23 protein-coding genes and 1 riboswitch are annotated in these 25,587 nt (G+C 67.8%); of the genes, 10 read left to right on the top strand and 13 right to left on the bottom strand.

Annotation, left to right across the window (positions count from 1 at the left end; genetic code table 11):
• Positions 1-37 precede the first annotated feature (37 nt).
• Positions 38-1,954, top strand: a complete 1,917-nt coding sequence (locus ASD42_RS20915) for a serine/threonine-protein kinase (RefSeq protein WP_235569728.1) — start codon at positions 38-40, stop codon at positions 1,952-1,954.
• Here the strand turns inward: ASD42_RS20915 and hpt are convergent.
• The 4 genes from hpt to dacB are packed head-to-tail and all read right to left on the bottom strand — an operon-like array spanning position 1,932 to position 6,058.
• A complete protein-coding gene (gene hpt, locus ASD42_RS20920) occupies positions 1,932-2,483 on the bottom strand; it encodes a hypoxanthine phosphoribosyltransferase (RefSeq protein WP_056819061.1) in 552 nt (183 codons plus the stop codon). The genes ASD42_RS20915 and hpt overlap by 23 nt on opposite strands.
• A 24-nt stretch (positions 2,484-2,507) precedes the next feature.
• Positions 2,508-3,524 (bottom strand): tRNA lysidine(34) synthetase TilS, encoded by a 1,017-nt coding sequence (tilS, locus tag ASD42_RS20925; RefSeq protein ID WP_056819063.1) that lies wholly within the window; start codon positions 3,522-3,524, stop codon positions 2,508-2,510.
• Complete coding sequence (locus ASD42_RS20930) at positions 3,525-4,586, bottom strand: zinc-dependent metalloprotease (RefSeq protein ID WP_056819065.1); 1,062 nt, start codon at positions 4,584-4,586, stop codon at positions 3,525-3,527.
• Between the two features lie 14 nt (positions 4,587-4,600).
• The gene (gene dacB, locus ASD42_RS20935) at positions 4,601-6,058 is read right to left on the bottom strand and encodes a D-alanyl-D-alanine carboxypeptidase/D-alanyl-D-alanine endopeptidase (protein WP_056819067.1); all 1,458 of its coding nucleotides are present in this window, start codon (positions 6,056-6,058) and stop codon (positions 4,601-4,603) included.
• A gap of 163 nt (positions 6,059-6,221) precedes the next feature.
• Between dacB and ASD42_RS20940 the strand changes: the two genes are divergently transcribed.
• Positions 6,222-6,710 carry an inorganic diphosphatase gene (locus ASD42_RS20940; RefSeq protein ID WP_056819069.1) on the top strand — a complete coding sequence of 163 codons (489 nt, stop codon included), beginning with the start codon at positions 6,222-6,224 and terminating at the stop codon, positions 6,708-6,710.
• 58 nt (positions 6,711-6,768) lie between these two features.
• Here ASD42_RS20940 and ASD42_RS20945 read toward each other — a convergent pair whose 3' ends face one another.
• Positions 6,769-6,996 (bottom strand): hypothetical protein, encoded by a 228-nt coding sequence (locus ASD42_RS20945; protein ID WP_056819071.1) that lies wholly within the window; start codon positions 6,994-6,996, stop codon positions 6,769-6,771.
• Positions 6,997-7,196: 200 nt separating this feature from the next.
• On the opposite strand from ASD42_RS20945, the gene ASD42_RS20950 reads away from it, so the two are divergent.
• Entirely contained in the window at positions 7,197-8,384 is a 1,188-nt protein-coding gene (locus tag ASD42_RS20950) for a serine hydrolase domain-containing protein (RefSeq protein ID WP_235569729.1), read from the top strand.
• A complete protein-coding gene (locus tag ASD42_RS20955) occupies positions 8,381-9,889 on the top strand; it encodes an alpha/beta hydrolase (RefSeq protein ID WP_235569730.1) in 1,509 nt (502 codons plus the stop codon). Before ASD42_RS20950 ends, ASD42_RS20955 begins: the two co-directional genes overlap by 4 nt.
• On the opposite strand, the gene ASD42_RS20960 is transcribed toward ASD42_RS20955, so the two are convergent.
• The 5 genes from ASD42_RS20960 to ASD42_RS20980 all read right to left on the bottom strand — a co-directional run bounded on the left by ASD42_RS20960 (position 9,859) and on the right by ASD42_RS20980 (position 14,940).
• Entirely contained in the window at positions 9,859-10,518 is a 660-nt protein-coding gene (locus tag ASD42_RS20960) for a response regulator transcription factor (protein ID WP_056819074.1), read from the bottom strand. The two genes, ASD42_RS20955 and ASD42_RS20960, sit on opposite strands and share 31 nt — an antisense overlap.
• A complete protein-coding gene (locus ASD42_RS20965; RefSeq protein ID WP_156677516.1) occupies positions 10,506-11,756 on the bottom strand; it encodes a sensor histidine kinase in 1,251 nt (416 codons plus the stop codon). The genes ASD42_RS20960 and ASD42_RS20965 overlap by 13 nt, the downstream gene beginning before the upstream one ends.
• 7 nt (positions 11,757-11,763) lie before the next feature.
• Positions 11,764-13,527 (bottom strand): MDR family MFS transporter, encoded by a 1,764-nt coding sequence (locus tag ASD42_RS20970; protein ID WP_082843653.1) that lies wholly within the window; start codon positions 13,525-13,527, stop codon positions 11,764-11,766.
• A gap of 5 nt (positions 13,528-13,532) precedes the next feature.
• Complete coding sequence (locus ASD42_RS20975; protein ID WP_056819078.1) at positions 13,533-14,024, bottom strand: MarR family winged helix-turn-helix transcriptional regulator; 492 nt, start codon at positions 14,022-14,024, stop codon at positions 13,533-13,535.
• 94 nt (positions 14,025-14,118) lie between these two features.
• A complete protein-coding gene (locus ASD42_RS20980; protein ID WP_056819081.1) occupies positions 14,119-14,940 on the bottom strand; it encodes a crotonase/enoyl-CoA hydratase family protein in 822 nt (273 codons plus the stop codon).
• 242 nt (positions 14,941-15,182) lie between these two features.
• On the opposite strand from ASD42_RS20980, the gene ASD42_RS20985 reads away from it, so the two are divergent.
• From ASD42_RS20985 to ASD42_RS20995, 3 genes are all read left to right on the top strand, one after another.
• A complete protein-coding gene (locus ASD42_RS20985) occupies positions 15,183-15,659 on the top strand; it encodes a YbaK/EbsC family protein (RefSeq protein WP_056819083.1) in 477 nt (158 codons plus the stop codon).
• A 171-nt stretch (positions 15,660-15,830) separates the two neighbouring features.
• A complete protein-coding gene (locus ASD42_RS20990) occupies positions 15,831-16,298 on the top strand; it encodes a flavin reductase family protein (RefSeq protein WP_235569731.1) in 468 nt (155 codons plus the stop codon).
• Positions 16,299-16,340: 42 nt separating this feature from the next.
• On the top strand, positions 16,341-16,976 hold the full coding sequence (locus ASD42_RS20995) for a Uma2 family endonuclease (protein WP_056819085.1): 636 nt from the start codon (positions 16,341-16,343) through the stop codon (positions 16,974-16,976).
• A 130-nt stretch (positions 16,977-17,106) separates the two neighbouring features.
• Here the strand turns inward: ASD42_RS20995 and ASD42_RS35740 are convergent, their stop codons facing one another.
• Positions 17,107-17,646 carry an excalibur calcium-binding domain-containing protein gene (locus ASD42_RS35740; RefSeq protein ID WP_084787215.1) on the bottom strand — a complete coding sequence of 180 codons (540 nt, stop codon included), beginning with the start codon at positions 17,644-17,646 and terminating at the stop codon, positions 17,107-17,109.
• 165 nt (positions 17,647-17,811) lie between these two features.
• Entirely contained in the window at positions 17,812-19,128 is a 1,317-nt protein-coding gene (locus tag ASD42_RS21000; RefSeq protein ID WP_056819087.1) for an aminotransferase class V-fold PLP-dependent enzyme, read from the bottom strand.
• Positions 19,129-19,168: 40 nt separating this feature from the next.
• A riboswitch (SAM riboswitch) is annotated at positions 19,169-19,283 on the bottom strand.
• A 239-nt stretch (positions 19,284-19,522) separates the two neighbouring features.
• On the opposite strand from ASD42_RS21000, the gene ASD42_RS21005 reads away from it, so the two are divergent.
• The 3 genes from ASD42_RS21005 to ASD42_RS21015 all read left to right on the top strand — a co-directional run bounded on the left by ASD42_RS21005 (position 19,523) and on the right by ASD42_RS21015 (position 25,380).
• The gene (locus ASD42_RS21005) at positions 19,523-19,957 is read left to right on the top strand and encodes a MarR family winged helix-turn-helix transcriptional regulator (protein ID WP_056819089.1); all 435 of its coding nucleotides are present in this window, start codon (positions 19,523-19,525) and stop codon (positions 19,955-19,957) included.
• A gap of 156 nt (positions 19,958-20,113) precedes the next feature.
• Positions 20,114-24,025 (top strand): Pls/PosA family non-ribosomal peptide synthetase, encoded by a 3,912-nt coding sequence (locus ASD42_RS21010; RefSeq protein ID WP_056819091.1) that lies wholly within the window; start codon positions 20,114-20,116, stop codon positions 24,023-24,025.
• Positions 24,025-25,380 carry a M1 family metallopeptidase gene (locus ASD42_RS21015; protein ID WP_056819093.1) on the top strand — a complete coding sequence of 452 codons (1,356 nt, stop codon included), beginning with the start codon at positions 24,025-24,027 and terminating at the stop codon, positions 25,378-25,380. Before ASD42_RS21010 ends, ASD42_RS21015 begins: the two co-directional genes overlap by 1 nt.
• On the opposite strand, the gene ASD42_RS21020 is transcribed toward ASD42_RS21015, so the two are convergent.
• Positions 25,365-25,550 carry a hypothetical protein gene (locus tag ASD42_RS21020; protein ID WP_056819096.1) on the bottom strand — a complete coding sequence of 62 codons (186 nt, stop codon included), beginning with the start codon at positions 25,548-25,550 and terminating at the stop codon, positions 25,365-25,367. The genes ASD42_RS21015 and ASD42_RS21020 overlap by 16 nt on opposite strands.
• Positions 25,551-25,587 lie beyond the last annotated feature (37 nt).

Below are 25,587 nucleotides of genomic sequence, written 5' to 3' on the forward strand. Positions count from 1 at the left end.
GATGAACTTCCGCGCGCCCGCGTCCGTATCCCCCGTCGTGAGCTCGACAGTGATCACCGAGGCGACCCGCCCCTCGCTCGACCGCACCGCCACCATGCACCCCACCGTTCGTCGCGGGCTCGACCGGTTCGAGGTGGGCGCGCGAGTAGGCGACTTCGAGCTGCTCACCGAGCTCGGTTCAGGGGCGTTCGCCCGGGTCTTCCTCGCCCGGCAACGCTCGATGCAGCGCTTGGTCGCGGTGAAGATCTCCGCCGACAGCGGCACCGAGCCACAAACCCTGGCCCAGCTCGACCACGACTACATCGTGCGAGTCTTCGACCAGCTGGTGCTAGATCCGCCCGACGACGGCTCACCCCGCCTGCGCCTGCTGTACATGCAATTCCTGCCCGGCGGCACCCTGCTCGGCCTGCTGCGCTGGGTCCGCGCGACCCCACCCGCCGAACGCAGCGGCCGACTCCTGCTCGACGCGATCGACGCGGCGATGACGGAGAAGGGCGAAATCCGTCCCGCGGATTCGAGCGTGCGCCGCGAGATCGCCGCCCTCAGCTGGCCCGACACCGTGGCCTGGCTGGGTCGACGGCTGGCCGCGGCGCTGGATCACGCGGCTGACCGGGGTGTGCTCCACCGTGATGTGAAGCCGGCGAACGTCCTGCTCACGGCCGAGGGTGTGCCCAAGCTCGCAGATTTCAACATCAGCTTCAGCGAGAACGCGGGTACCAGCCCGCTCTCGTATTTCGGCGGGTCGCTGGCGTACATGTCGCCCGAACAGCTGGAGGCCAGCCACCCCGGCCACGACCGCAGCGCCGCCGACCTCGAAGCTCGCTCCGATCTCTTCTCGCTGGGCGTGCTGTTGTGGGAATTGCTCACCGGCACAAAACCATTCGACGACACCGGCGCCGACGACCCCGCCTGGGGCGATCAAACCAGACTCGAGGCGATGCTCGCCGCACGGAGCGCGGGTGTGAGCAATTCCGCGCTGCGACAACTCCCGCCGGACTGCCCACCCGCACTGCGTCGAGTGTTGCTGCGCTGCTTGGAACCCGAACGAACAAACCGCTGGCCCGATGGCACCGTGCTCGCCGAACAGTTCGATCTGTGCCTCGACCCGCGCAGCAGAAACCTGGTCGACCCACCCGCTGGTTCCTATCGAATTCGCCTGCGGCCCTTCATGGTTGTGCTGATGGCACTGGCGATCGCGGTGCCCAACGCGCTCGCCGTGCGATACAAGACCTGGCAGAACTCCGGCCTGCTGGTGCAGCGGCTCGAGCCCGCCGCTCGCGAGGCGCTGCACATCGTCTCGGTGGTCACCAACGTGATCTCGTTCGCGCTCGGCACGGTGATGCTGGTCTTCCTGTCCCGCCACGCGATCCTCATCCCGCGCGCCTTGCGGGCGGGACGGCGCGTGAGTACCGATGAGTTGGGCCGGGCCGGAAGGCAGTCGCTACTCCTGGGTGACCGGGCAGCTGTTGTCGCACTGCTGTTCTGGATCACCGCAGCCGCGATTCTGCCCGCCACGGTGAAGGCGAGCACCGGCGAATTGGAGGCCCGGACCACGGTGCAATTCCTGACGTCGAACGCCATCGGTTGCGCGGTCGCGGTGACCTACGCGTTCTTCCTCATCACCTTTTACATGGTCCGCTGCGTCTACCCGATCTTCCTCCAGCAGGGCCACCTGTTCCACACCGATGCCGCAACGCTGCGCGGACTCCTGCAGCGCTGCGGCTGGTACCTGGCGGTGGCCGCGTCCATCCCGCTGATCGCGATGGTCGCCATCACCTTGCTCCCCACCGAGGATCTGCTGCCGACCCTGGTCTCGCTGCGCGCGGTCTATCTCGGCAGCGTCGTCGCCTTCATCGGCTCGTACGTGCTGTTCCGCGCGATCGAAGCCGATATCCGGGCACTGATCAGAGTCGTCGATCCCCCGGTCAGAACTAGGAGTACACGGCTGGGTTAAGGGTGCCGATGTAAGGCAGGTCGCGGTAGCGCTCGGCGTAGTCGAGGCCGTAGCCGACGACGAATTCGTTGGGGATGTCGAAGCCCACGTGGGCAACGTCGACGGGGGTGCGCAGGGCGTCGGGCTTGCGGAGCAGGGTGACTACTTCCAGCGAAGCCGGGTTGCGGGTGGACAGGTTGCGCTTGAGCCAGGACAGGGTCAGACCCGAGTCGATGATGTCCTCGACGATCAGGACGTTGCGGCCCGCGATGTCCTTGTCCAGGTCCTTCATGATGCGCACGACGCCCGAGGACGAGGTGGACGAACCGTAAGACGACACGGCCATGAATTCGAGCTGGGTGGGAATCGACAGCGCCCTGGCGAAGTCGGTCATGAAGAAGATCGCGCCCTTGAGGACGCAGATCAGCAGGAGGTCACCTTCGGGGGAATCGGGCGGGTATCGCTTGGCGACGAGTTCGGCCAGTTCCTCGATCTTGGCTTTGATCTCGTCTTCGGTGATCAGCACCGATGCGATGTCGTCTCCGTACACGGAAGTGGGTGTCCCTTCGTGGCATCAAATGCGCGGCTGTGCTCGCACCGCCAGCGTGCCATGTTCGCGCGTCACGACCAACCTGTGGCCCCTCGGCCCGCCTCCCACGGCCACCCCGCCCTGCCCGCGCCAGTTGCTCACCAACTCGTCGATCGCCTGTAAATGCGCATTCATGAGCCCGGTGACGCCTTGATCGGCGAGCCAGGCGCGCACGGCCCGGCGACGCAGCGCGGGCGGCGCAGTGGCCAGGATCTCGATCGAGACAGTGGGTCGATCGTTGTCGCCGGTGCCACTGCCGTGCGAGCGCGCCGTCCGCAGCAGCTCGTCGGCGTAGACATCGAGGACCGCCCCGTCCTCCCGGAGTTGATCGGCGGTGCGAACCAGCGCCTTGGCCACGCCACCACCGAGCACCTGTTCGAGCAGCGGGAGCACTTCGTTGCGGACTCGCACTCGCGTGTATCTGAGGTCCGCGTTGTGCGGGTCGTCCCACGGTTCGATCTCCAGATCGGCACACATCCGCACCGTCTGGGCCCGCCGCACCCCGAGCAACGGCCGCCCCCACGGGGGCTTCCACGCCACCATCCCCTGAATCGACCGCCCGCCGGACCCGCGCGCCAGCCCGAGCAACACGGTCTCGGCCTGATCATCGAGCGTGTGCCCGAGCAATACCGGCCGCCCCGCCCGCACCGACTCCAGCGCCTCGTACCGAGCCGCGCGCGCGGCCGCCTCTACCCCACCCTCGCGCCCCACCTCGACCGGAACGACCACCGCCGCCGCACACCCGAGCGCGAGCGCCCGCTCAGCGGCCCGCTCAGCGACCTCCGCCGAACCGTCCTGTAACCGATGATCGACCACGACGGCCGTCACTTCACCGGCCTCGACGACAGCGGCGGCCACCAAGGCCAGCGAATCGGCCCCGCCCGACAACCCGACGACCACAGGCCTGCGCCCGCCCTGCGCGACCACCCACTCCCGCACTCCCCGCCGCACGGCGAGCACCGCCGCCGTCTCCGGCAGCCGGATACCGCCCGGTTCCTTCATCTACCCCAGCACCCGGCGAATCCACCGCTCGGGCTCGTCGACCTCGTCCAGCAACGGCAGTGTGTCCGCGTTCGTCCACACCGTGTTGAACTCCGCGATCCCCACCCGTTCGACCACGGCGTCGACGAACTTCTTGCCCCGTACGTACTGCGCGACCTTCGCGTCCACCCCGAGCAGCGCCCGCAGCAGCCGCTGAACCGGATTCGACGGCCGCTGCCTGCGCCGATCGAAGGCCGCCCGGATGTCGGCGACAGTGGGCACCACCGCGGGCCCGACGGCGTCCATCACATGATCCGCGTGCCCCTCGAGCAGCGTGCCGAGCATCAACAGCCGATCCAGCGCCTCGCGCTGCGGCGGCGCCTGGGCCGCACGCAACAGCCCGACCACGCCACGACTGTTCGGATCGTCGGCGTTGTCACCGTTGCGCCGCGACCGCACCTCGCCGACCAACCGGGTGAGCAGCTCGCTCATCGGTTCCTCGCCGACCTCACTCAAGATGTCGACGTTGGTGCGCATATACCCGGCCAACCAGGGCGCCGACGAGAACTGCACCCGATGCGTCACCTCGTGCAGGCACACCCACAACCGGAAGTCGCTCGGATCGACACCCAGCGCCCGCTCGACGCCGAGAATATTGGGCGCGACCAGCAGCAATGTGCCGTCCTCGCCGGTGAACGGGTCGTACTGCCCGAGAATCGCGGTGGACAAGAACGCCAGCATGGTCCCGGCCTGGACGCCCGCGGGCTTCCCGACGAACTTGCCGCCGTCCGTGGATTCGGTGCCGGTGAGCACCGCCATCGAATCGGCGGCCGCGGCGATCCAGCCCGGCCGGTCGACGATCCGCGCCTCGGGTACCGGCCGATCGTCGAGCAACCCACTGACCTCACGGACCGGCAGTTCCGCCAGCACCGAGGCCGACGCCAACTCGGCGACGACCTGTTCGGCCGTGGCCCTGGACGCGCGGGGCCCGGAGGGCGCCAGCAGCGCCCCGGTCCGCGCGGCCAACGGCCAGTCCACCGCTCCGCTGAAGCTGGAACTCTTGCGCTCGGTCTTGTCGGTCATAAACCACCCGTTCTCTACGAGCATCCGCAGTTGCGCAGGGCACCCGCCACCGCGTCGAGCGCCGGCCTGCTGAGCTCCGGCAACCGGTCGTTCGACATGAGTGCGAAGGTGAGCACCCGGCCGTCGCGGTCGAGTACATATCCGACCAACGCGCTGGCCACACTCAGAGTTCCGGTCTTGGCCCGCACCCACCCCGCGCCCTGCCGGTTCTGGGTGACGAAGCGCGGTGCGAGCGTGCCGGTGCCGCCCGCGACGGGCAGGTAGTCGAGCATCGGCGCGAGAGCCGCTGCGCGCGGGTCGTTTTCGGGCTTGGCCTGTGTTCCGGCAGGCGCTACCGCCGCGGCGCCGGTCGGCTCGGCGGCGGTGGCGATGATCGAATCGAGCAGCTTCGGCGTTACCCGGTCATCCACGGAAAGTCCGCTGTTGTCGGCCAAATGCAGCCCTGTGACATCGAACCCGGCCGCGGTCAGGGCCGCCGAGGTGGCCGCCACAGCACCGGTGAAGGACGCCGCCTGCCCCGACGCCACCGCCAGCTCACGTCCGATGGTCTCGGCCAGCACATTGTCGGAATGAATCATCATGTCGTGCAGCCGAACTCGCAGCGGCGCCGATTCGACCTTCGCCAGCTGGACCCCGCTCTGCGCGGCCGGACCGACCCGCACGGCGCCCGGATCGATACCGAGCTCGGCGGCCAGCGCCCGACCCGCGTCGAGCGCGGGGTTCGCGGTGCGCGGGGAATAGTCGGCCGAAGGATCGAACCTGCCCCCGTCGAGCATGATCGGTTCGATCGGCGCGATCGACCCTTCCGGAATGTCGACCGGATCCCAGCCCGAAGCCATCGTCGGACCCGTGTAGGCGGAGGTGTCGACCACGATCGCCTTCGCCTGCGTCCCCGCGGCCCGCACCTGCGCGGCCAGATCCGAGATCCGCGCGCCGTCGGTGTAGTAACCACCGGTGGCGCGGGTGGTCAGCGTCGGATCCCCGCCGGCCACCAGCACCAGCTCGCCGGGCGCACCGGCGAGCACCTTCGTGGCCACCCGCTGATCATCGGGCAACGTCAGCAACGCGGCCGCGACCAGCATGATCTTCGCCGTCGAAGACGGAATCATCGCCTTGGTCGGGTCCTGACTCCACAGCACCGCTCCGCTGCTCGGATCGGTCACCTGACCCGCGAACGCACCGAGATCAGGGTTCCCGACCACCGGAGCGAGCGCCGCGGCGATTCCCGCCGCCGTCGGCGCGGGCGCGTCCGATCGCGCGGGCGCCACCTCGGGAAACACCTGACCCGTGTCCGGCGGGGGCGCCACTGTGAGCCCGCCGTGCCGGAATTCCGGCGTCCACGGCCGTGCGATCGCCGCGAAACCGCCCGCGATCACCAACAGCGCGACGATCACCGCCGACAACCAGATCCAGCGGGACCCGCGGCGCCCCTGCACCTGCGATCCCGGATTGCTGCCGCTTGTACCGACCACGCCCGTGTCTCCCTCAACGCCGCCCGACACGCCTCGACTGCGCGACTACAGCCGCCTGCCGCACCGGTGTACCAGCACACCACACTATCCTCGTTGCGCAACGGTTCCCCAGAACGATCTGGCGATTCGGCACAGACCAGCACCGAACGAACAAGGAGATGGCGTGGAGTTCGACGTCACCATCGAGATTCCCAAGGGTTCTCGGAACAAGTACGAGGTCGATCACGAGAGCGGCCGGGTCAAGCTCGACCGGTACCTGTACACCTCCATGGGCTACCCGGCCGACTACGGTTTCATCGAGAACACCCTCGGCGAGGACGGCGACCCGCTCGACGCGCTGGTGCTGCTGCCCGAGTCGGTGTTCCCCGGCGTGATCGTCGAGGCCCGCCCGGTCGGCGTGTACCGGATGACCGACGAGGCCGGCGGCGACGACAAGGTGCTGTGCGTGCCCGCGGGCGACCCGCGCTGGGACCACGTCCAGGACCTGGGCGACGTCTCGGAGTTCGAACTGTCGGCGATCAAGCACTTCTTCGAGCGCTACAAGGATCTCGAGCCCGGCAAGTACGTCGAGGGTTCGGAGTGGCTGGGTCGCGCCGAGGCCGAGAAGATCATCGACGAGTCCTTCACCCGGCTGAAGGAATCCGGCCACTGAGCCGATAGCCCTACGAAAAACGGGAAGTCCGAAGAGTTTCGGACTTCCCGTTTTCGTGTCAGTACCAGATGTACAGATCCCAGCCGTCCCAGGTCTCCGTGCACTCCCAGTAGTACCCGCCGGTGTAGGGATCCTCCCCGGCCGCGCGGCACTGGTAGAGCTCGTAGTAGGTGCCGTAATAGGTCCCATACGGCGCGGCGGCGGCACTGCCCGCACCGACCGCCGACACCCCGGCGACGGTCGCGACGGCCAGCAGAGCGGCGGCGATAGTGGATTTGATGCGCATGTTGTTTCTCCTGACGCGGGCAATTCCGACTTCTCGAAGTTATTGCGGCGCGGCGGTTCGAACAGCCACCCCTAGGGGTAGGTTCGCTCTCCCCTTGGTCGCTTCACCTACCCCACCCTCGGATCGGTAGTGCTGGCACCACCTTCGATTCGGGCGCGCACGGCATAGGCACGGCCCCCGCCCGTTCATAGGCTCGAATCATGCAGCTCAACACCACTTTTTCGAGTAAGTCACTGCGCGCCTTCGCGGCCGGAACCGGAATGCTCGCACTACTCGCCGTCACAGCGTGCGGGCCCGAGAACAGCGCCACCGCGGCGCAACCTGATCGTCCCGAGATCCGGCAGGCGCTCGAATCGGTGGTGCAGGCGGGATTCCCCGGCGCCCAGGCCGTGATCACCGACGCGGCAGGCGAACAGACCACTACCGCCGGGGTCGGCGATATCGCCACCGGCGCACCGATTCCCGACAACGCGTATGTCCGAATCGGCAGCAACACCAAGAGTTTCGTCGCGACCGTGGTCATGCAGTTGGTCGCCGAGGGCAAGGTCGACCTCGACGGTCCCGTCGAGCGGTACCTACCCGGTGTCGTCCGAGGCAGCGGCAATGACGGCGCTCGGATCACCGTGCGCCAACTGCTCCAGCACACCAGCGGTCTTCCGGACTACCTGGCCGGTGGTGATCCCAACCTGCGCGCCGCCCCCGGCACCCAGCAGATCGCACCCGACCCGGAAGTCATCCGCCTGCGCCACTTCTCGCCTGCCGAACTGGTCGCCATCGCGATGACCATGCCGCCGCAGTACGAACCCGGTGCCCGCTCGGTCTACACCAACACCAACTACATCCTGCTCGGCATGCTGATCGAGCAGGTCACCGGCCGCCCCGCCGCCACCGAGATCACCACCAGGATCATCGAGCCACTCGGCTTGCGCGACACCTACTTTCCCGCCGCCGGCGACATCGGCCTGCGCGCACCACACCCGCGCGGCTACCAGCAGATCGACGGCGCCCGTATCGATTTCACCGATTTCGATCCCTCCTGGGGCGATACCGCGGGTGCGATGATCGCCACCGGCTCGGATCTGAACCGCTTCTTCCTCGCCCTGCTGGACGGCAAGCTGCTGCCCGCGGCGCAACTGGAACAGATGCGCCAGACGGTGCCGTTCGATCGAATGCCCTCGGCTGGTTACGGTTTGGGCCTGGTCGAGCAGACCACCTCGTGCGGTAGGAAGACCGTCGCCCACGGCGGCAGCATCCCCGGTTTCGACACCCGTACCGGCGTCACCGCCGACGGCGTCGCGATAACCATCACCGTGAACGAGCTGCCGAGCAGCAAGGAGCAGGCAGAGGTTGTCGAGCGGGCCTTCGACACCGTGGTGTGCGCCTCGTGAGACGCGCGATCATGGCCGTCGCGGTTTCCGCGGTCGCCGCCGGATTACTCGGCGCTACAACGGCATCGGCCGATATCGACCCGCTCGAACGCTTCCGCCAGCAGTCGCTCACCTGGAGGCCCTGCGATGATCCGCGCCTCGATCCGGCAGGTGCCCAGTGCGCGGAGGTGACGGTGCCGGTGGATTACTCGGCGCCACAGGCGGAAACGATGACCGTGGCCATTTCCCGGCTCCCCGCCACGGACCCGGAGAAACGTCGCGGCGTGCTGCTGTCCAATCCGGGCGGCCCCGGGGCTCCCGGTCTCGACCTCATGATCGACGTGCGCGAGGGGATGAGCTCCGACGTCCGTGACCGCTACGACCTGATCGGCATGGATCCGCGCGGCATCGGCCGCTCCACTCCGGTGAACTGCCGCTGGCAGCACGGGTTCGGGCTGGAGTCCGCCGGTCTCGACGGTGTCGGTTTCGCCGAAAGCGTTGCCCAGCAAGCCGAACTCGCCGCACTGTGCGCGGCGAACGAGGGGCCTCGGCTCAACCACATCACCACGCGCAACACCGCCCGCGATATGGACGTCATCCGCGCCGCCCTCGGCGAAGACCGGATCAGCTACTTCGGCACCTCCTACGGCACCTACCTCAGCGCGGTCTTCTCCCAGCTGTTTCCCGAGCGCAGCGACCGGTTCGTCCTCGACAGTGCCGTCGACCCCGAGCACTACGGATCGGTCGGAATGATCCGCGCCATGGGCCCGGTCAACGAGGCGGCGTTCGACCGATGGGCCGACTGGGTGGCCGGGCACAACGCCGAGTTCCGTTTCGGCGCCGATCGTTCCGCGGTCAGGCTCACCGTGCAGGACATGGTCCGCCGCGCGAACGACGTGCCGATCCGGATCGGAGAGTTCACCGTCGACGAACACAGCCTGCCGATGGTGCTCTATCGCGGGCTCGACGACCCGCGCAACTATCCGCTGCTGGCGCGTCAGATCCGGCAACTCGCCGACGCCGCCGACGGCAAGGAGGTGCAGCCCGAACCCGCGCTGGCCGCCTCGCTCGCCTTCATGCTCACCGCGCAGCCACGCGACTACTCACCTGCGCTGGCTGTCCTGTGCGGCGATGTGGAGGTACCGCGTGATCCGGCCTGGTACTGGCGCAATATCGAGGCGAGCCGTGCCGATCAACCACTGTTCGGCGCGTTCGCGAACAACATCCCGCCGTGCGCGTTCTGGGCGCCCCCGGTCGAGCAGCCGACCGTGATCGGCAATGCGGTGCCGAGCCTGATCGTCCAGTCCACCGACGACACCCGCACCACCCATGCGGGCGCGCAGGTCATGCACCGGGCAATGACGGGCTCACGCATGGTGACCTTGGAAGACGTTGCGGTGCACTGGATCTACGGCAATTATCCGAACACCTGCGTGGACACGACGGTCAACACCTATCTCCGCGACGGCACGCTGCCCGACACCGACCTGATCTGTCAGGACGATCCGGGCCGCGAGTCCAGGTAGGCCAGTACGGCGAGAACCCGGCGGTGGCCCGATTCGTCGGCGGCGAGCCCGAGCTTGGCGAAGATGCTGCGAATGTGTTTGAGCACAGCGCCTTCGGTGACGACGAGGCGTGCCGCGATCGCGGAGTTGTCCTGCCCTTCGGCCATCAGCGCGAGCACTTCGCGTTCGCGGGCGGTCAGCGTGGACAGCGGATCGTCGGCCTTGCGGCGAACCAAGAGTTGCGCGATCACTTCCGGGTCCATCGCGGTGCCACCGGCCGCGACCCGGTGCAGTGATTCGAGGAACCGGTCGACCTTGCCGACCCGTTCCTTGAGCAGGTACCCGACGCCGCCGCCACCGTCTCCGAGCAGTTCGGAGGCGTAACTGTCCTCCACATAGGAGGACAGCACGAGCACCGGCAGCCCTGGGTGGACGGTCCTGGCGTGTACCGCGGCACGCAGGCCGTCATCGGTGAAGGTGGGCGGGAGACGCACGTCCACCACCACCGCGTCCGGGCGGTCGGCGCAGACGATCGCGAGGAAGTCGGCGGCGTTGTCAACGGCGGCGACCACGTCGATTCCGGCCGTCTTCAACAGCAGGGCGAGACCTTCCCGAAGGAGGGCGTCGTCCTCGGCGATCACGACCCGCACGGCAACTCCACCCGCACCACAGTAGGCCCACCGGCGGGGCTGCTCAGCGTCATCTGCCCGTCGAGCGCCTCAGCCCTGCGTCGGATGCCTGCCAGACCACCGCCGTCGGTCACCCGCGCTCCACCCACGCCGTCGTCGCGGATCTCGACGGTGAGCAGATCGGGCGGCCCACCCAGTTCGATCGACAGCGTGGCGGCGCCGGAGTGTTTGGTCGCATTGGCGATCGCCTCGGCGATCACGAAATAGGCGGCGGCCTCCACCGCCATCGGCCGCCGGGTGATGCCGTTCGTCTCGAGTACGCACGGGATCGGACTACGGGCGGCCAGCGCGGAAACAGCGCTGTTCAGACCCCGATCCGAGAGCACCGGCGGATACACGCTGCGCACCACATCGCGGAGTTCGGCCAGGGCCGCCGAAGCCGTGTCCTGGGCGGTCCGCACCATCCGATCGGCGGCCTCGGAATCACGGTCGCGCAATTGCTCGGCCAGCCCCAGTTGCATGATCACCGCCGCGATCCTGGCTTGGGCGCCGTCGTGCAGATCGCGTTCGATGCGGCGCAGTTCGGCACCGTGCGCGTCCAACGCGGCGGCCCTGGTCGCGGTCAGTTCGGCGACCCGATCGGCCAGCAGGGCGTTCTCATCCGGTGCGAGCAACGCGGCCGCCACCCGGGCCTGCGCGGTCGCCGCCTCGGGCGCGCGCAGCGCGAGGGCGCCGTAGACGATGCCGATCACCGCGCTCACCACGGCGGCGGTCCAGGAATCGATGACGATGCCGCCGCTCGATACCGCACCCCGGCCCCCCGCACTCCAGTAGCTCGAAACGGCCAGATGCTGCACCGCACTCAGCGGCAGCGCCACCGCCAGCGCGGCCAGTGGCAATCCGATGATCGCGTGCAGCACCAGCCAAGCGAGATCACGCCGATTCGCCGGATCGGCGGCCAGCGTCGCGAGCTGATGACGCAGGTCGCCGGTCAACGGCTGATAGGCGGGCACAATCGGCGTGCCGAGCCGTTTGCCCGCCCTGCGTCGCTCGACCCCGAGCAGTGGCCGGATCAGTTTGACCGCCTCCGGCCACGCGGGAATGCCGATCCCGATCAGGCTCGCGGCCGCGACGATCGCCAGCGCGACCACCGCGAACAACGAGGCGACCCCGGTCAGCCCGCCGACCGCCAGATAGCCGACAGCGGCGGGCAGCCGACGTAACCGTCGCACCACACCGCCGCTGCCGAATCGACTCACCCGATGATCATGCCGGGGGCGTGCCGGTCCCCGGGCGACCGCCCGCCTGTGGGCCATGCCGATCTTCGGTGGGAGCACTGGACTGCGCGGCAGTGTCGATCAACGCACCAACCCCTTCGGCGGCCTTGACATCGCCGTCGGCCTGGATTCCGCCCGACATGCGCAGCGGAACTTCCTTCCAGAACAGCACGAGCAGCAGAGCGATCAGGGCCACCGCGGCCGCGACGAGGAACACCGTCGACATCGAGTCGGCGAAGCCCACCTGGAACGGCTTGGCCAGTTCGGGGTCGAGCTGCTGGATGATCGAGCTGTCCTGCAGCACCTTGCCCGCGGCCGACGTGTCGTGGGCGAGCAGACCCTTCGCCAGGGCGGCGTCGGCCGGGTTGGTGCTCTGCGCACCCTCGATCACAGCCTGCTGATAGGTCGGATCGGACGCCGACTGCTGCATCTGCTCGGTGATGTTCGGGGTGAGCAGCGAGAACAGGATCGACAGGAACACCGCGGCGCCGAGGGTACCGCCGATCTGACGGAAGAAGGTCGCCGACGCGGTCGAGACGCCCATGTCCTTGGGCGGCAACGCGTTCTGCAGAGCCAGGGTCAGCGGCTGCATCAGGTTGCCGAGGCCGAAGCCGGTGGCCGCCATGAACAGCATCGCCAGCCACAGCGGGCTGTCGGCGTCGAGCAGATGCAGCAGGAACAACCCGAGCGTCAGCATGGTCGCGCCGATCACCGGGAAGGCCCGGTAGCTCCCGGTCTTCGAGATCAGCCGGCCCGAGAGAATCGAACCGGTCATCAGCCCGAGCACCATCGGCAGCATCTGCAGACCTGCCTCGGTCGGCCCGGCACCGCGCACCACCTGCAGGTACTGCGGCAGCAGCAGCATGCCGCCGAACATCGCCGCGCCGACGACGAACGAGATCACCACGCCGAGGGCGAACGTCACGTTGTCGAAGATCCGCAGTGGGATCAGCGCCGCGTCGCCCATGTACTTCTCGACCGCCACGAACCCGATCAGGCCGATCACGCCGATCGCGTAACAGAGCACCGAATACGTACTACTCCAACCCCATTCGCGACCCTGCTCGGCCACGATCAGCAGCGGAACGAGTCCGACCGCGAGCACCACCGCGCCCGCGAAGTCGATGCGATGGGTGGCGTGTGGCTTGCGCGGCAGGTGCAGCACCCGGGTCACCACCACCAGGGCGAGCAGCCCCAACGGCACGTTCACCAGGAACACCCAGCGCCAGCCGGTGATGCCGAGAATGGTGTCCTGTCCGGCCAGCAGACCGCCGAGCACCGGGCCGAGCACACTCGAAATACCGAACACCGCGAGGAAATAACCCTGGTAGCGGGCACGCTCGCGGGGTCCGATGATGTCGCCCATGATGGCCAGCGCCAGCGACATGAGCCCGCCCGCGCCGAGACCCTGGAACGCGCGGAACGCGGCCAGCTGATACATCGAAGTGGCCAGCGTGCACAGCAGCGAACCGACGATGAACAGACCGATCGCGGCCAGGAAGAACGGCTTGCGGCCGAACATGTCCGAGAGCTTGCCGTAGAGCGGAGTGCTGATCGTCGCGGTGATCAGGTAGGCCGTGGTGGCCCAGGCCTGCAGCGAATAGCCGTCGAGATCGTCGGCGATGGTGCGAATCGACGTCGACACGATCGTCTGATCGAGCGAGGCCAGCAGCATGCCGAGCATCAGGCCCGACAGGATGGTCAGGATTTGGCGATGGGTGAAGCCTGCCGGTGATTCCACCGGGGCCGCGATTGTCGTCACGAAACGTTCTCCGTAGTGCTCAGTGCGGGCGGCTGGGTCAGCAGGACCGGGCGGGCCGCGTCGTAGTCCTCGACGAACCGCGTCAGCAGTCCGGCGAAGAGCGCGCGATCGTCGGCCGACCAGTCCTCGGTGATGATGGCGACGGAGTTCCGGCGCCGTGACCGGATCCGATCGGCGGTCTCGTGGCCGTGATCGGTCACCTCGAGCACGGTGGCCCGCCCGTCGTCGGGGTCGGCGGTGCGGACCACCAGGCCACGCTCCACCAGTTGCGCGACCTGCCTGCTCACGGTCGACGCGTCCGAATGCACCGCCTCGGCGAGCGCACCAGAGCGCATCGGCCCGTCACACACCAGCCGGAACAGCACCATGAAGCCCGCCGGGTCGATCCCCGAGCGATCCTTGATCTGGGCCATCGCCCGGTCGCGCAGCCGGTGCAGGCGCGCCAGCTGGACAGCGATCGCGTCGATCGCGGGCTCACTCTCACTCACACTCACACTTTTACCTTTACTTGCATCAATCAATTAGTTGTGTGATGCAAGTATGTAGGCAGAACGGTCACCGGGGCAACCGTTTGAACTGCCTTTACTCGCCCTTGAACTCCGGCGCGCGCTTCTGGAACACCGCCGAAATCGCCTCCGGCAGGTCCTTCGACGGCAGGAACGCCGCGTTCCACGTCGACACATAACGCAGGCCGTCGGCCACCGCCGGGCTGGTCCGCTGCTCGAGCACGTCCTTGATGCCCTGCACCACCAGCGGCGGGTTGCCCGCGATCTCGCGCGCCATCGCGTGCGCGGCGGCCAGCACGGCCTCCTGATCGGCGAACACCTCGTTCACCAGACCCATCCGCTCGGCCCGTGCCGCGTCGATGTCCTTGGCGGTGAAGGCCAGCTCACGCAGATTGCCCTCGCCGATGATGCCGGGCAGCCGCTGCAGCGAACCGATGTCGGCGACGATCGCCACCTTCGCCTCACGCAGGCTGAACTTGGCGTCCTCGCTGGCCAGCCGAATATCGGCCGCGGCGATCAGATCGAGGCCACCGCCGATGCACCAACCCGACACCGCCGCGATCACCGGCTTGGTGCACTCGGCCAGCGCCGTCACCGCGGCCTGCATCCGGCGGACCTCCTTGAGGAACTCCGTGCGCGGCCCTGCCTTCGCGTCGTCGGCCAAGACCGGCGCCAGCGTTCCCGCCGTCGCGGCCAGGTCGAGACCGAACGAGAAATGCTTGCCCGATCCCGTGACGACCACGGCCCGCACCTGCGGATCGGCATCGAGCTCGGCGAAGACCTCCGGCAGCTCGCGCCAGAAGTCGGGTCCCATCGCATTGCCCTTACCCGGCCCGATCAACGTGACCTGGGCAACGTTGTCGGCGATCTCGACAGTAAAAGCCTTCCATTCACTCATCCCCCGATTATTGCCACCACGCCAACATGCCGCCCACTCAGCCCCGACCCCCGACCCTTAGGGAGGGGCCGGACGCGCAGCGGCCGGGTTCGCGGCCGTCCCGTCGATCAGGTGCCGTTGCGTAGGCGACGAAGGAGCAAGCAACGGCGCCTGATCGACGGGACCGGCGGGGCCGCGAACTCGAGTTCGCCAGAACTCCAAGTAACACAGCGCATTTCCCGCAATCGACCTACTCTGGGTGTATGCGCAGGTCGTCATTGCCGCCGGTCGCATGCCGGGTCGCGGAAACTCTCATCGCCCGCGGGCACCACGGCGTCATCGTCTGCCCCGAGACGCCGTCGCTCACCGCGGCCGACGCCGCCCGCGCCATGGGTGTCCATCCCACCGCGATCCTCACCGCCCAGGTCTTCCTCCTCGACGACGACCCGGTCCTGCTGCTGGTAGCCGACCACCACCACGTCGACCTCGTCCGCACCGGCAAACGCCTCGAAGGCACCCTCACCCCCGCCCCCACGGCCCTGGTCGAACGCATCACCGGCCAACCCATCGACGGCACGGCCCCCCTCGGCCACCCCACCAACCTCCCCACCTGGGTAGACACCGCCCTGGCCGCCCACCCCGAAGTCTGGGCAGCGGGAGGACACCCGAACACCGTGTTCCGCACCAACTTCCGCGAACTGGTCCGCATCACAGCGGGCCTGCCGATCGACATCGACTGAATTCGGGTTCTGATCCCGACCGGCGAGTTGGATCAAACGGACACAGTGGACGTGAGGGTGCGCGGTGGGCGGGCGTAAGTTGGGGCGGTGGGCGATGTGCAACCTTCTGAGGCCGGACTTGTGGTTCCCGATGATCTGAGCGGGATAACGGCCGAGCAGTATCGAGGCTCTATGCGGCACTATCCGGCCGGCGTCACGGTGGTGACGCTCGGAGCCGAGAGTGGACCGGTGGGTTTCACGGCCACCTCGTTCGCCTCGCTGTCACTGGAACCGCCCCTGGTGTCGTTCAATATCGCGCACACCTCATCGAGCATCGACGCGTTGCGAGCCGCGGACTCGGTGGTGATCCATTTCCTCGGCGAACACCAACAACACCTGGCCCACCGCTTCTCCCGCACCGCAGCCGACCGCTTCTCCGACCGCGCCCTCTGGACCACCCTCGACACCGGCGAACCAGTCCTGCACGGCACCCCCATCTGGCTGCGCACCACCCTCCACAAACTCATCGACCTGGGCGACCACACCCTCGCCGTCGGCCTGGTAACCCGAGTCCACGACCAAACCGAAGAGTCACCCTCAGCAGCACCGCTGCTGTACTACAACGGCAAATACCACCGCCCCACCCCACTCGACACCTGATCAGAGCGTCTACCTCAGCCTGCGACAGCTAGTGTTGGTCCGGTGAGCGAGGCATACGACTGGTCGTGGTTGCGCGCCGGTGTTCCGGGCATCGACCTGGACACGTACTTGGCGCTGCCGGAAGACCTCTCTCGGGTGATCGAGGTCAAAGACGGCCTGCTGGTGCACTGTGACTCACCCTCGCCGAATCACATCGCCATCGCCGATGTAATCAAACAGTCGCTCCGAGAAGCCATCCGGAAGCGCGATACCGGGCAACCATGCCTCAAGGCCAGCGGCGAACTGGACATGCTGGTCTCCGAGGTTCCCTTCAACTTCCGTCGCCCCGACGCCATTGTGTATCGCTGCATCGAAGACCCCCGCGACAAGTGGAAAACCAAGCCGACAGCAGGCGACACCCTGCTGGTCGTCGAAGTGGTATCACCGGCGACGGTTACCGCCGATTGTGTGGACAAACGAGCGGAATACGCCCGCCTGGGAATCGAGCAGTACTGGATCGTTCGCATGGAGAACAACGACGGCCGCGTCAAGTCCATCGAAATCCTCCGTCTCAACACCGCAGGCGTCTACGTCTCCACCGAGACCCGCTTCCGATCCCACAGCCCCACCGCCATCGCGATCACCGATCCGCTCGATGTCACCATCACCTGGGACGCCCTCGACGCGGATCTCGACTGATACCTGATCGAAAGCTTTCCTCCATGAGCGAGTTTCGGGTGACCGGCATCTTCCCGGTCAGCTTCAGACCGGACCCATTTGCCGTCGGCCACGCGATGACGTGATCCACTCGATAAATACCTGATGGGCCCTATTCGCAGGCCACGCCATCGCCATCTCGATCCAAGCCGGAGCGATAGCCGGGGTCGCCCGTGTGGAGCGGGGCCGCGCCTGCGGCTTTGGCAGCAGCACAATTCTTGTAATAGGCGCTGGCAGGCGCAGGCGCTTCCGGCTCTGGCACCGCCGCGATTCGCGGGGCGGGGATATCGACTGTTGTAGTCGGCGCGGGGACAACAACGGGCGGCGGAGGTGCCGCGACAGTCGTGGTCGGCACAGCAGGAGCGACTGGTAGATCGACCGTTGTGGTCGGCGCGAGTGTCAGCGCGCTCGACGCGGTGGTGGTCGGTGCCGGGGTAGTTGTCGAAGCCTTTGTAGTCGTTGATGATTCGACTACGCGGGTGGAGGTTGGGGATGTTTGTGCGGTCGGTTCGCCGTCGTTGAGACCGGCGACCACCGACAGACCGAGTACGCCGACAACTCCGATTCCCGCCACCAACGGCCAACGCCGCTTCTTCTCGGACTGCCTGGGCGGACGCGCCCACGGATCGGGCGGCTGAATCGGTCGAGTCACTGTGTCCCCTTCGATTATCGGGCGATCTCGGGGGCTTCATCGCGACCGGCTCGACATGCGTTACCCAGCTGGGAACGCCTCAAACCTGCGATTTTTCGGATGTATCGGCCGCCGAGAACAGCTCTCAGCGGCCGACATTCGGGGTGGCCTCGCTCTGCCGACGATTCAGCCGATCAGGCAGGGTGCCGCGCCTTCGGCGGAAGAGGCGGTGAGGGGGCGGGTTTCGGGGGTGGGGTTCCAGTGGCCGTCGGTGGCGGCGTAGGTCCAGGTGGGGCCGTTGGTGACCAAGGTGGAGACCGCGCCGATCAGGCGGTCGACGTCGGCGGCGGTGGTTCCGAGGCCGATGCTGGCACGGAGGGCCGCGTCGAGGCCGAGGCTGGTGAGCAGCGGGTGGGCGCAGAAACGGCCGTCGCGCACGCCGATGGCGTGTTCGGCGGAGAGGTAGGCGGCGACCTTACCGGGGGCGTGGTCTGCGACGGTGAAGGCGACGATGCCGACACAGTCGGGGCTGTCGGACCAGATGGTGACCAGGTCGACGCCCGCGATCGCGGACAAACCGTCGCGAAGACGGTCCGCCAGAAAGCGTTCGTGGGCAACGAGTTCAGTCGGGTCGATCGCGGCGAGCGCGTCGCAGGCGGCGGCGATAGCGGCCGCGCCCAACACATTCGGCGAACCGGCCTCGTGCCGCTGCGGTGCGCAAGCCCATTCGACCTCCGACACACCGACATTACGCACCGCACCGCCGCCCGCCAGGTAGGGCTCACCCTGGTCCAGCCAGTCGCGTCGGCCGACGAGCACACCCGAACCGAACGGGGCGTACAGCTTGTGCCCGGAGAACGCGAGATAGTCGATCCCGCTCTCGCGCAAAGAGATCCGTCGATGCGGAGCCAGCTGCGCGGCATCGACGAGGATGCGCGCACCGCACAGGTGGGCGATGGTCGCGAGGCGCTCCAGCGGCAGTACCTCACCGGTGACATTGGATGCCCCGGTCACCGCGAGCAGCGCGGCGGGCTTGCTGCACAGCTCGGCGACGACTCGCTGAACCGTCTCCTCGACGGTGGCGGCGGCCCGTACCACCCGGCGACCGTGCGCGGTCCACGGCAGGAAGTTGGCGTGGTGCTCGATATCGAGCACCACGGTCTCCCCCGGCACGCATCCGGCCAGCAGGTTCAGCGAATCGGTGGTGTTGCGGGTGAACACGACGACCTTGTCGTCGTCGGCGTCGAGGAACCGGGCGACCGCGCCACGGGAAGCCTCGTAGCACTCGGTCGAGATCCGCGAGGCGTAGCCCGCACCCCGGTGCACGCTGGCGTAGTACGGCAGCAACTGCGAAATCCGGTCGGTGACCTGCTTCAATGCCGGCGCACTCGCGGCGTAGTCGAAGTTGGCGTAGGAGCTGGTGCCGCCTTGAACGAGCGGAACCTGCAGGTCGGCACCGGAAACGGCGGCGATGGCACAGGTGGGGTCGATTACAGCAGTCATGACGAAATCCCGTCGGCTCAGGGACCCGCTCCAAAGAGGTGGCCCGCGCTTGCCGCGCCCAATTCGGACGTCAGCCTGGTCGTCACCCGGAGCACCCCACCGCGGAGGAGGGTTGCCGACCAGCAAGCCGGGGCTGAACGCTGGTACTCGTGACCTGAAACGAGAGTGACAGACGACCGCCGGACCTGTCAACCACCTTTCGCCGACCGCGCTCCGAGTCGCCGCCGACCGCACACGACCTCGCCCGGTTCGACACGCCGACCCGGTCTCCGACGCGAATACGCGGGATTGCCCCCGAGTTGCCTGCTCACACCCAATTCTCAACCATCTACACACCCCATGATGGAGGAACCGAATGATTGGGCACCTCCACCATTTGCTAGAGTTCCCGCTCATGTCCACGAACACGAACTCCGTCCGCGGCCTGCCGCGCTACCCGGTGTACGCGCTCGGACGGCTCACCAAGGCGCTGCACGCCGAGATCGACGTCCCGTTGCGCGATCATTGGGTGCTCACCTTCATCTCCGAAAACGCCGACCTGACGCAGAAGAAAGTGGGCGACGCGCTCGGTATCGACCGCAGTGAAGTCGTGCGCCTGATCGACGCACTGGAACGCGCCGAACTGGTCGAACGCACCCGCGACGGCAAGGATCGCCGCAAATACCGGCTGCGGATCACCGAGGCGGGGCGCAAGCAGTGCAAACGCACCGACAAGCTGATCGCCGAGGCCACCGCCCGCGTGCTGGGACGCCTGGACGAAGAAGAACAGCGGACGCTGCACCGGCTGGCGGTCACCGCCCTCGGCGAGATGCCGGAATCGCCGTCGTGAACAGCGCCGACGGCACGCGCTTCGCTGCCGTCCGGCAACACCCGCACCGAGTACCGTTGGCATCTGGTGACCATCCTGTTTGCCCTCCGGTAACCCGCTCATGAAACAACAGACACCACCGATGGGGGTCAACCGATGAGAGGTGGACTGAGCACGATGCTCGAGCCACACACTGAGGTAGCGGCGGTTCTTCGCGACCCGCTGCTGCGCGCCGATCTCGCCGCACCGCCGCGCACCCTGGTCGACATCCTGACCAGCACCGCCCTCGCACACCCTGACGCACCGGCCGTCGACGACGGCACCGTCGTGCTCAGCTACATGGAATTGATCGCCGCGATCGAGGCCAGGATGGCCGAACTCACCGAGGCGGGCGTGCGACCGGGCGACCGGGTGGGCGTACGGATGCCGTCGGGCACCGCCGCGCTCTACGTGACGATTCTGGCCGTGCTCTACTGCGGCGCCGCCTATGTGCCCGTCGACGCCGACGACCCGCAGGAGCGAGCCAAGCTCGTATTCGGCGAGGCCAGGGTGAGCGCGATCGCCACCGGCGACGGCATCGAGTCGGCCACCACGGCTACGGGCGAACACGACTGGAACACTCTGCCCACCCCCGCCGATGACGCGTGGATCATCTTCACCTCCGGCTCCACGGGCACCCCCAAAGGTGTGGCGGTCACCCATCGCAACGCCGCCGCCTTCGTCGATGCCGAAGCCCGCCTGTTCCTGCAGAAGGCCCCGATCGGTCCCGGCGACCGCGTGCTGGCCGGACTCTCGGTGGCCTTCGACGCCTCCTGTGAGGAAATGTGGCTGGCCTGGCGCAACGGCGCCTGCCTGGTCCCCGCCCCGCGCGACCTGGTGCGCACCGGCGCCGACCTCGGCCCGTGGTTGATGCGCCGCGAGATCAGCATCGTCTCCACGGTGCCCACGCTGGCCGCGACCTGGCCCGCCGAAGCGCTGGAATCGGTGCGGCTGCTGATCTTCGGCGGCGAAGCGGTGCCCCCGGAACTGGCCGAACGGCTCGCCGGCGCCGACCGCGAAGTGTGGAATACCTACGGCCCCACCGAGGCAACCGTCGTCGCCTGCGCCGCGCTGCTCACCGGCGAGATGCCCGTTCGCATCGGCCTGCCCCTCGACGGCTGGGATCTGACCGTCGTCGACCCCCAGGGCAACCCGGTGGCCGAAGGCGAAACCGGCGAACTCGTGATCGGCGGCGTCGGCCTCGCCCGCTACCTCGATCCCGCCAAGGACGCCGAGAAATACGCCCCGCTGCCCTCACTCGGCTGGGAACGCGCTTATCGCAGTGGCGATTTGGTGCGCAACGACTACCAGGGCCTGATCTTCCTCGGCCGCGCCGACGACCAGATCAAGATCGGCGGGCGTCGCATCGAACTCGGCGAGCTCGACAATGCGCTACAGCACCTGCCCGGTGTCAGCGGTGCCGCTGCCGCGATCCGAACCACCAAGGCGGGCAACAAGATCCTCGTCGGTTACCTCACTGGTCCTGGTCCCGACTTCGACGTGAAGAAGGCCAGAGAGATTCTGGCCGAACAACTTCCGGCGCCGCTGGTGCCGCGCCTGGCGATCGTCGCCGATCTGCCTACGCGCACCTCCGGCAAGGTCGACCGCGACGCACTGCCGTGGCCGCTGCCGAGCACCGACGAACCCGCCGAGACAGGGCTGTCGGGCACGGCGGCGTGGGTGGCGGGTCTGTGGGACGCGATCCTGGGCGCCGAGGCCACCGACCTCGATGCGGAATTCTTCGATCTGGGCGGTGGCTCGCTCTCGGCGGCACAACTCGTCGGCGCGTTGCGTGAGCGGTACCCGCACGTCACCGTCGCCGATCTCTACGACCACCCGCGCCTCGGCTCGCTGGTCGAACTCCTCGACGGCAGCGCACCGGTCGCGGCCGTCGACGTGCGCGTCGTCGAACCGACACCGCTGCGCGCGCAGATCACCCAGGTACTGGCCACGATTCCGCTGACCACCCTCACCGGTTTGCAGTGGGTCACCTGGCTGACCGTGGTCTCCGGTATCGCGGGCTGGTCGGGTTCGCTGCCGTGGCTGCCGCGCCTGTCGTGGTGGTGGATCCTGCTGGCGTTCGTGCTGTTCATCTCGCCGATCGGCCGGATGACGATCTGCGTGGCCGGGGCGAGAATCCTGCTCGCCGGGCTGCGTCCCGGGTCCTACCCCCGCGGGTCGTCCGTGCACTTACGGCTGTGGGCCGCTGTCCGGCTGTCCGAAGCCAGTGGCGCCGAAAGTCTCTCCGGCGCACCGCTGATGGTCCCGTTCGCGCGGGCACTCGGCGCCAAGATCGGCAAGGGCGTCGACCTGCACAGCCTGCCCCCGGTCACCGGCATGCTCGAACTCGGCGACGGCGCCAGCGTGGAACCCGAAGTGGATCTGTCCGGCTACTGGGTCGACGGCGACATCGTGCACATCGGCGCCATCACCATCGGCGACGGCGCGGTGATCGGCGCCCGCTCGATCCTGTTGCCCGGCACCAAGATCGGCAAGAAGGCCGAGATCGCGCCCGGCTCCGCGGTATCGGGCAAGGTCAAGGGCGAACAGGAATGGGCGGGCTCACCCGCCACCAAGACCGGCAAGGCGCCGCGCCGCTGGCCCGACCACTCCCCCGAACGCGCCAGGCACTGGCTGGTCGTATTCGGTCTGTCGTCGATGGTGCTGGCCGCGATGCCCGTGTTCGGCCTCGCCGTCGGCGGCACCTTCATCGCCTGGTGGGTCCGCGAGGAGACCACCATCAGCGCCGCCGCCCTGCGCGGTTTCGCCATCCTGCCGCTCGCCACGCTGCTCAGTCTCGGCGTCTACGCCGTGGCCACCGTGATCGCGGTGCGCCTGCTCAGCATCGGTTTGCGCGAGGGCTACCACCCCGTGCGCAGCCGCACCGGCTGGCAGGTGTGGGCCACCGAGCGTCTGCTCGACTCCGCCCGCACCTTCCTGTTCCCGCTCTACGCCAGCCTGCTCACCCCGGTCTGGCTGCGGTTGCTCGGCGCGAAGATCGGCAAGAACGTCGAGGCGTCGACCGTGCTGATGCTGCCCAAGTTCACCGTGATCTCCGACGGCGCTTTTCTGGCCGACGACACCATGATCGGCAGCTACGAACTCGGCGGCGGCTGGCTGCGCATCGGCGAATCCAAGGTCGGCAAGCGCGCCTTCCTCGGCAATTCGGGGATGACCGCGCCCGGTCGACGCGTGCCGAAGAACGGCCTCGTCGCGGTGCTCTCGGCCGCTCCGAACAAGGCGAAGGCGGGCTCGTCGTGGCTCGGTAGCCCGCCCGTGCGGTTGCGTCGCGCGACCGAGTCCAGCGACACCTCGCGCACCTTCGATCCGCCGCTGCGGTTGAAGCTGGCACGGGCCTTCGTGGAGACGTGCCGCTTGATCCCGGTGATGGTGACCTTCGCCATCGGACTCGGGGTACTGCTCGCGCTCGCGTTGATCGCCCAGCACACCGATTACCTGGTCGCGGCTCTTGTCTCGGGCCTGGTCCTGATGGCCGCGGGCGCGCTGGCGGGAACCATCGCCGTGGCGGCGAAGTGGTTGATCGTCGGGCGAATTCGCGCGATCGAATACCCGCTGTGGAGCTCGTTCGTGTGGCGCAACGAGGTCTCCGACGCCTTCGTCGAAACCGTCGCGGCGCCGTGGTTCGCGCGTGCCGCCACGGGTACTCCCGTCATGAATCTGTGGCTGCGCGGACTCGGTGCCAAGATCGGCCGCGGGGTATGGTGCGAGTCCTATTGGCTACCGGAGGCGGACCTGGTGACACTCGGTGACGGCGCGACCGTGGAGCGCGGCTGCGTGGTGCAAACGCACCTGTTCCACGACCGAATCATGTCCATGGACACGGTGACCCTCGAAGCGGGCGCCACCCTCGGACCGCACTGCGTCGCCCTGCCCGCCGCTCACATCGGCGCGGGCGCCACCATCGGACCGGCGTCGCTGGTCATGCGTGGCGATGTGGTTCCGCCCTCGACTCGCTGGTGGGGCAACCCCATCTCGCACTGGACCGATCCTGCCGTGACGCGGGAGTCGAGGCAGCGCGGAGCCGCCTGATGCGGAGCAAGTTCTACGAGGAACCCATCGATGCCTACCTGCCGCAGAACGGCAATCGCGGCTATCGCGTGTCCCGCTACGAGCTGGAGCTGAGCTACAAACCGGCCAGCAACCGGCTCGCCGGGCGCGCGGTGATCATCGCGGTCACCACGACGGTGCGGCCGTGGTTCACCCTCGACATATCGCAGGCGCTGATGGTGTCGAAGGTGCTCGTCAACGGGTCGAAGGCGGTGAAATTCGTCCATCAGCAGGGCAAGCTCGCGCTCACACCGCAGCAGAAGATCCCCGCCGGTGGCGTTCTCGAGATCACCGTCCACTACGCGGGCACCCCCAAGCCGGTGCGCGGGCCGTGGGGCGAGGTCGGCTGGGAAGAGCTCACCGAGGGCGCGCTGGTCGCGAGTCAGCCCAACGGCGCAGCCTCCTGGTTCCCGTGCGACGACCACCCGAGTTCCAAAGCGTCCTACCGGATTTCGATCACCACCGACAGCCCGTTCTACGCGCTGGCCAACGGCACCCTGCTCAGCAAGCAGCCCAAGGCCAGCCAGACCACCTGGGTGTACGAGATGGCCGAGCCGATGGCGAGCTATCTGGCGACGATCCAAATCGGCGGCTACCGCAAGTACCGGGTCGGCGCCGCCGGCGAACCGGTGCCGATGCACGCTGTCATTCCGCCGCGATTGCGAGCGAGCTTCGACCACGACTTCGCGCGCCAGCCCGAGATGATGGCGTTGTTCACCGAGCGGTTCGGGCCGTACCCGTTCGACGATTACACCGTGGTCGTCACCGACGACGAACTCGACATCCCGATCGAGGCGCAGGGGATCTCGATCTTCGGCGCCAACCATTGCGATGGCAAGCGCGGCGCGGAACGTCTCGTCGCACACGAACTCGCGCATCAGTGGTTCGGCAACAGCCTCACGCTGAAGCGGTGGCAAGACATCTGGCTGCACGAGGGTTTCGCCTGTTACGCGGAATGGATCTGGTCCGAAGCCTCCGGCGGGCCGACCGCAGATCAGCTGGCCCGGGCCGCGCGGGCGAACCTCGCGCGTCAGCCGCAGGACATCATCATCGGCGATCCCGGACCCAAGGACATGTTCGACGACCGGGTCTACAAGCGTGGCGCGCTCACCCTGCACGCGCTGCGGCTGGAACTGCGCGATCACCTGTTCTTCGAACTGATCAAAGAGTGGACCGCGCGGTACCGGCACTCCTCTATTACTACGGAGGAATTCGTCGACCTGGCGGGCCACTACAGTGTGGCGCCGCTGCGCGGGCTGTTCGCGATCTGGCTCGGGACCAAGCCGCTGCCACAATTACCGCCGCTGGGCGGGCAGGCGCATCAGAACACCAGGTAGCGCTGGGCCAGTTCCTCGATGAGCGGATCCTCGGCCTGCACCATCTCCAGTGCCTCGAGGTCATCGGCCACCGAGATGGTCCTGGCATCGTCGTGCTCGGGGTCCGGCCCGTCCTGGGCGAGCTGGCGCTGCAATTTCTGCCTGACTCTGTCTTTCAGTGAATCGCCCATAGGTCCAGCTTGCCCGGTATTCGGGTTGCGAACCACT

It is taken from the genome of Nocardia sp. Root136 (assembly GCF_001427185.1).
GTDB classification, from domain to species: domain Bacteria; phylum Actinomycetota; class Actinomycetes; order Mycobacteriales; family Mycobacteriaceae; genus Nocardia; species Nocardia salmonicida.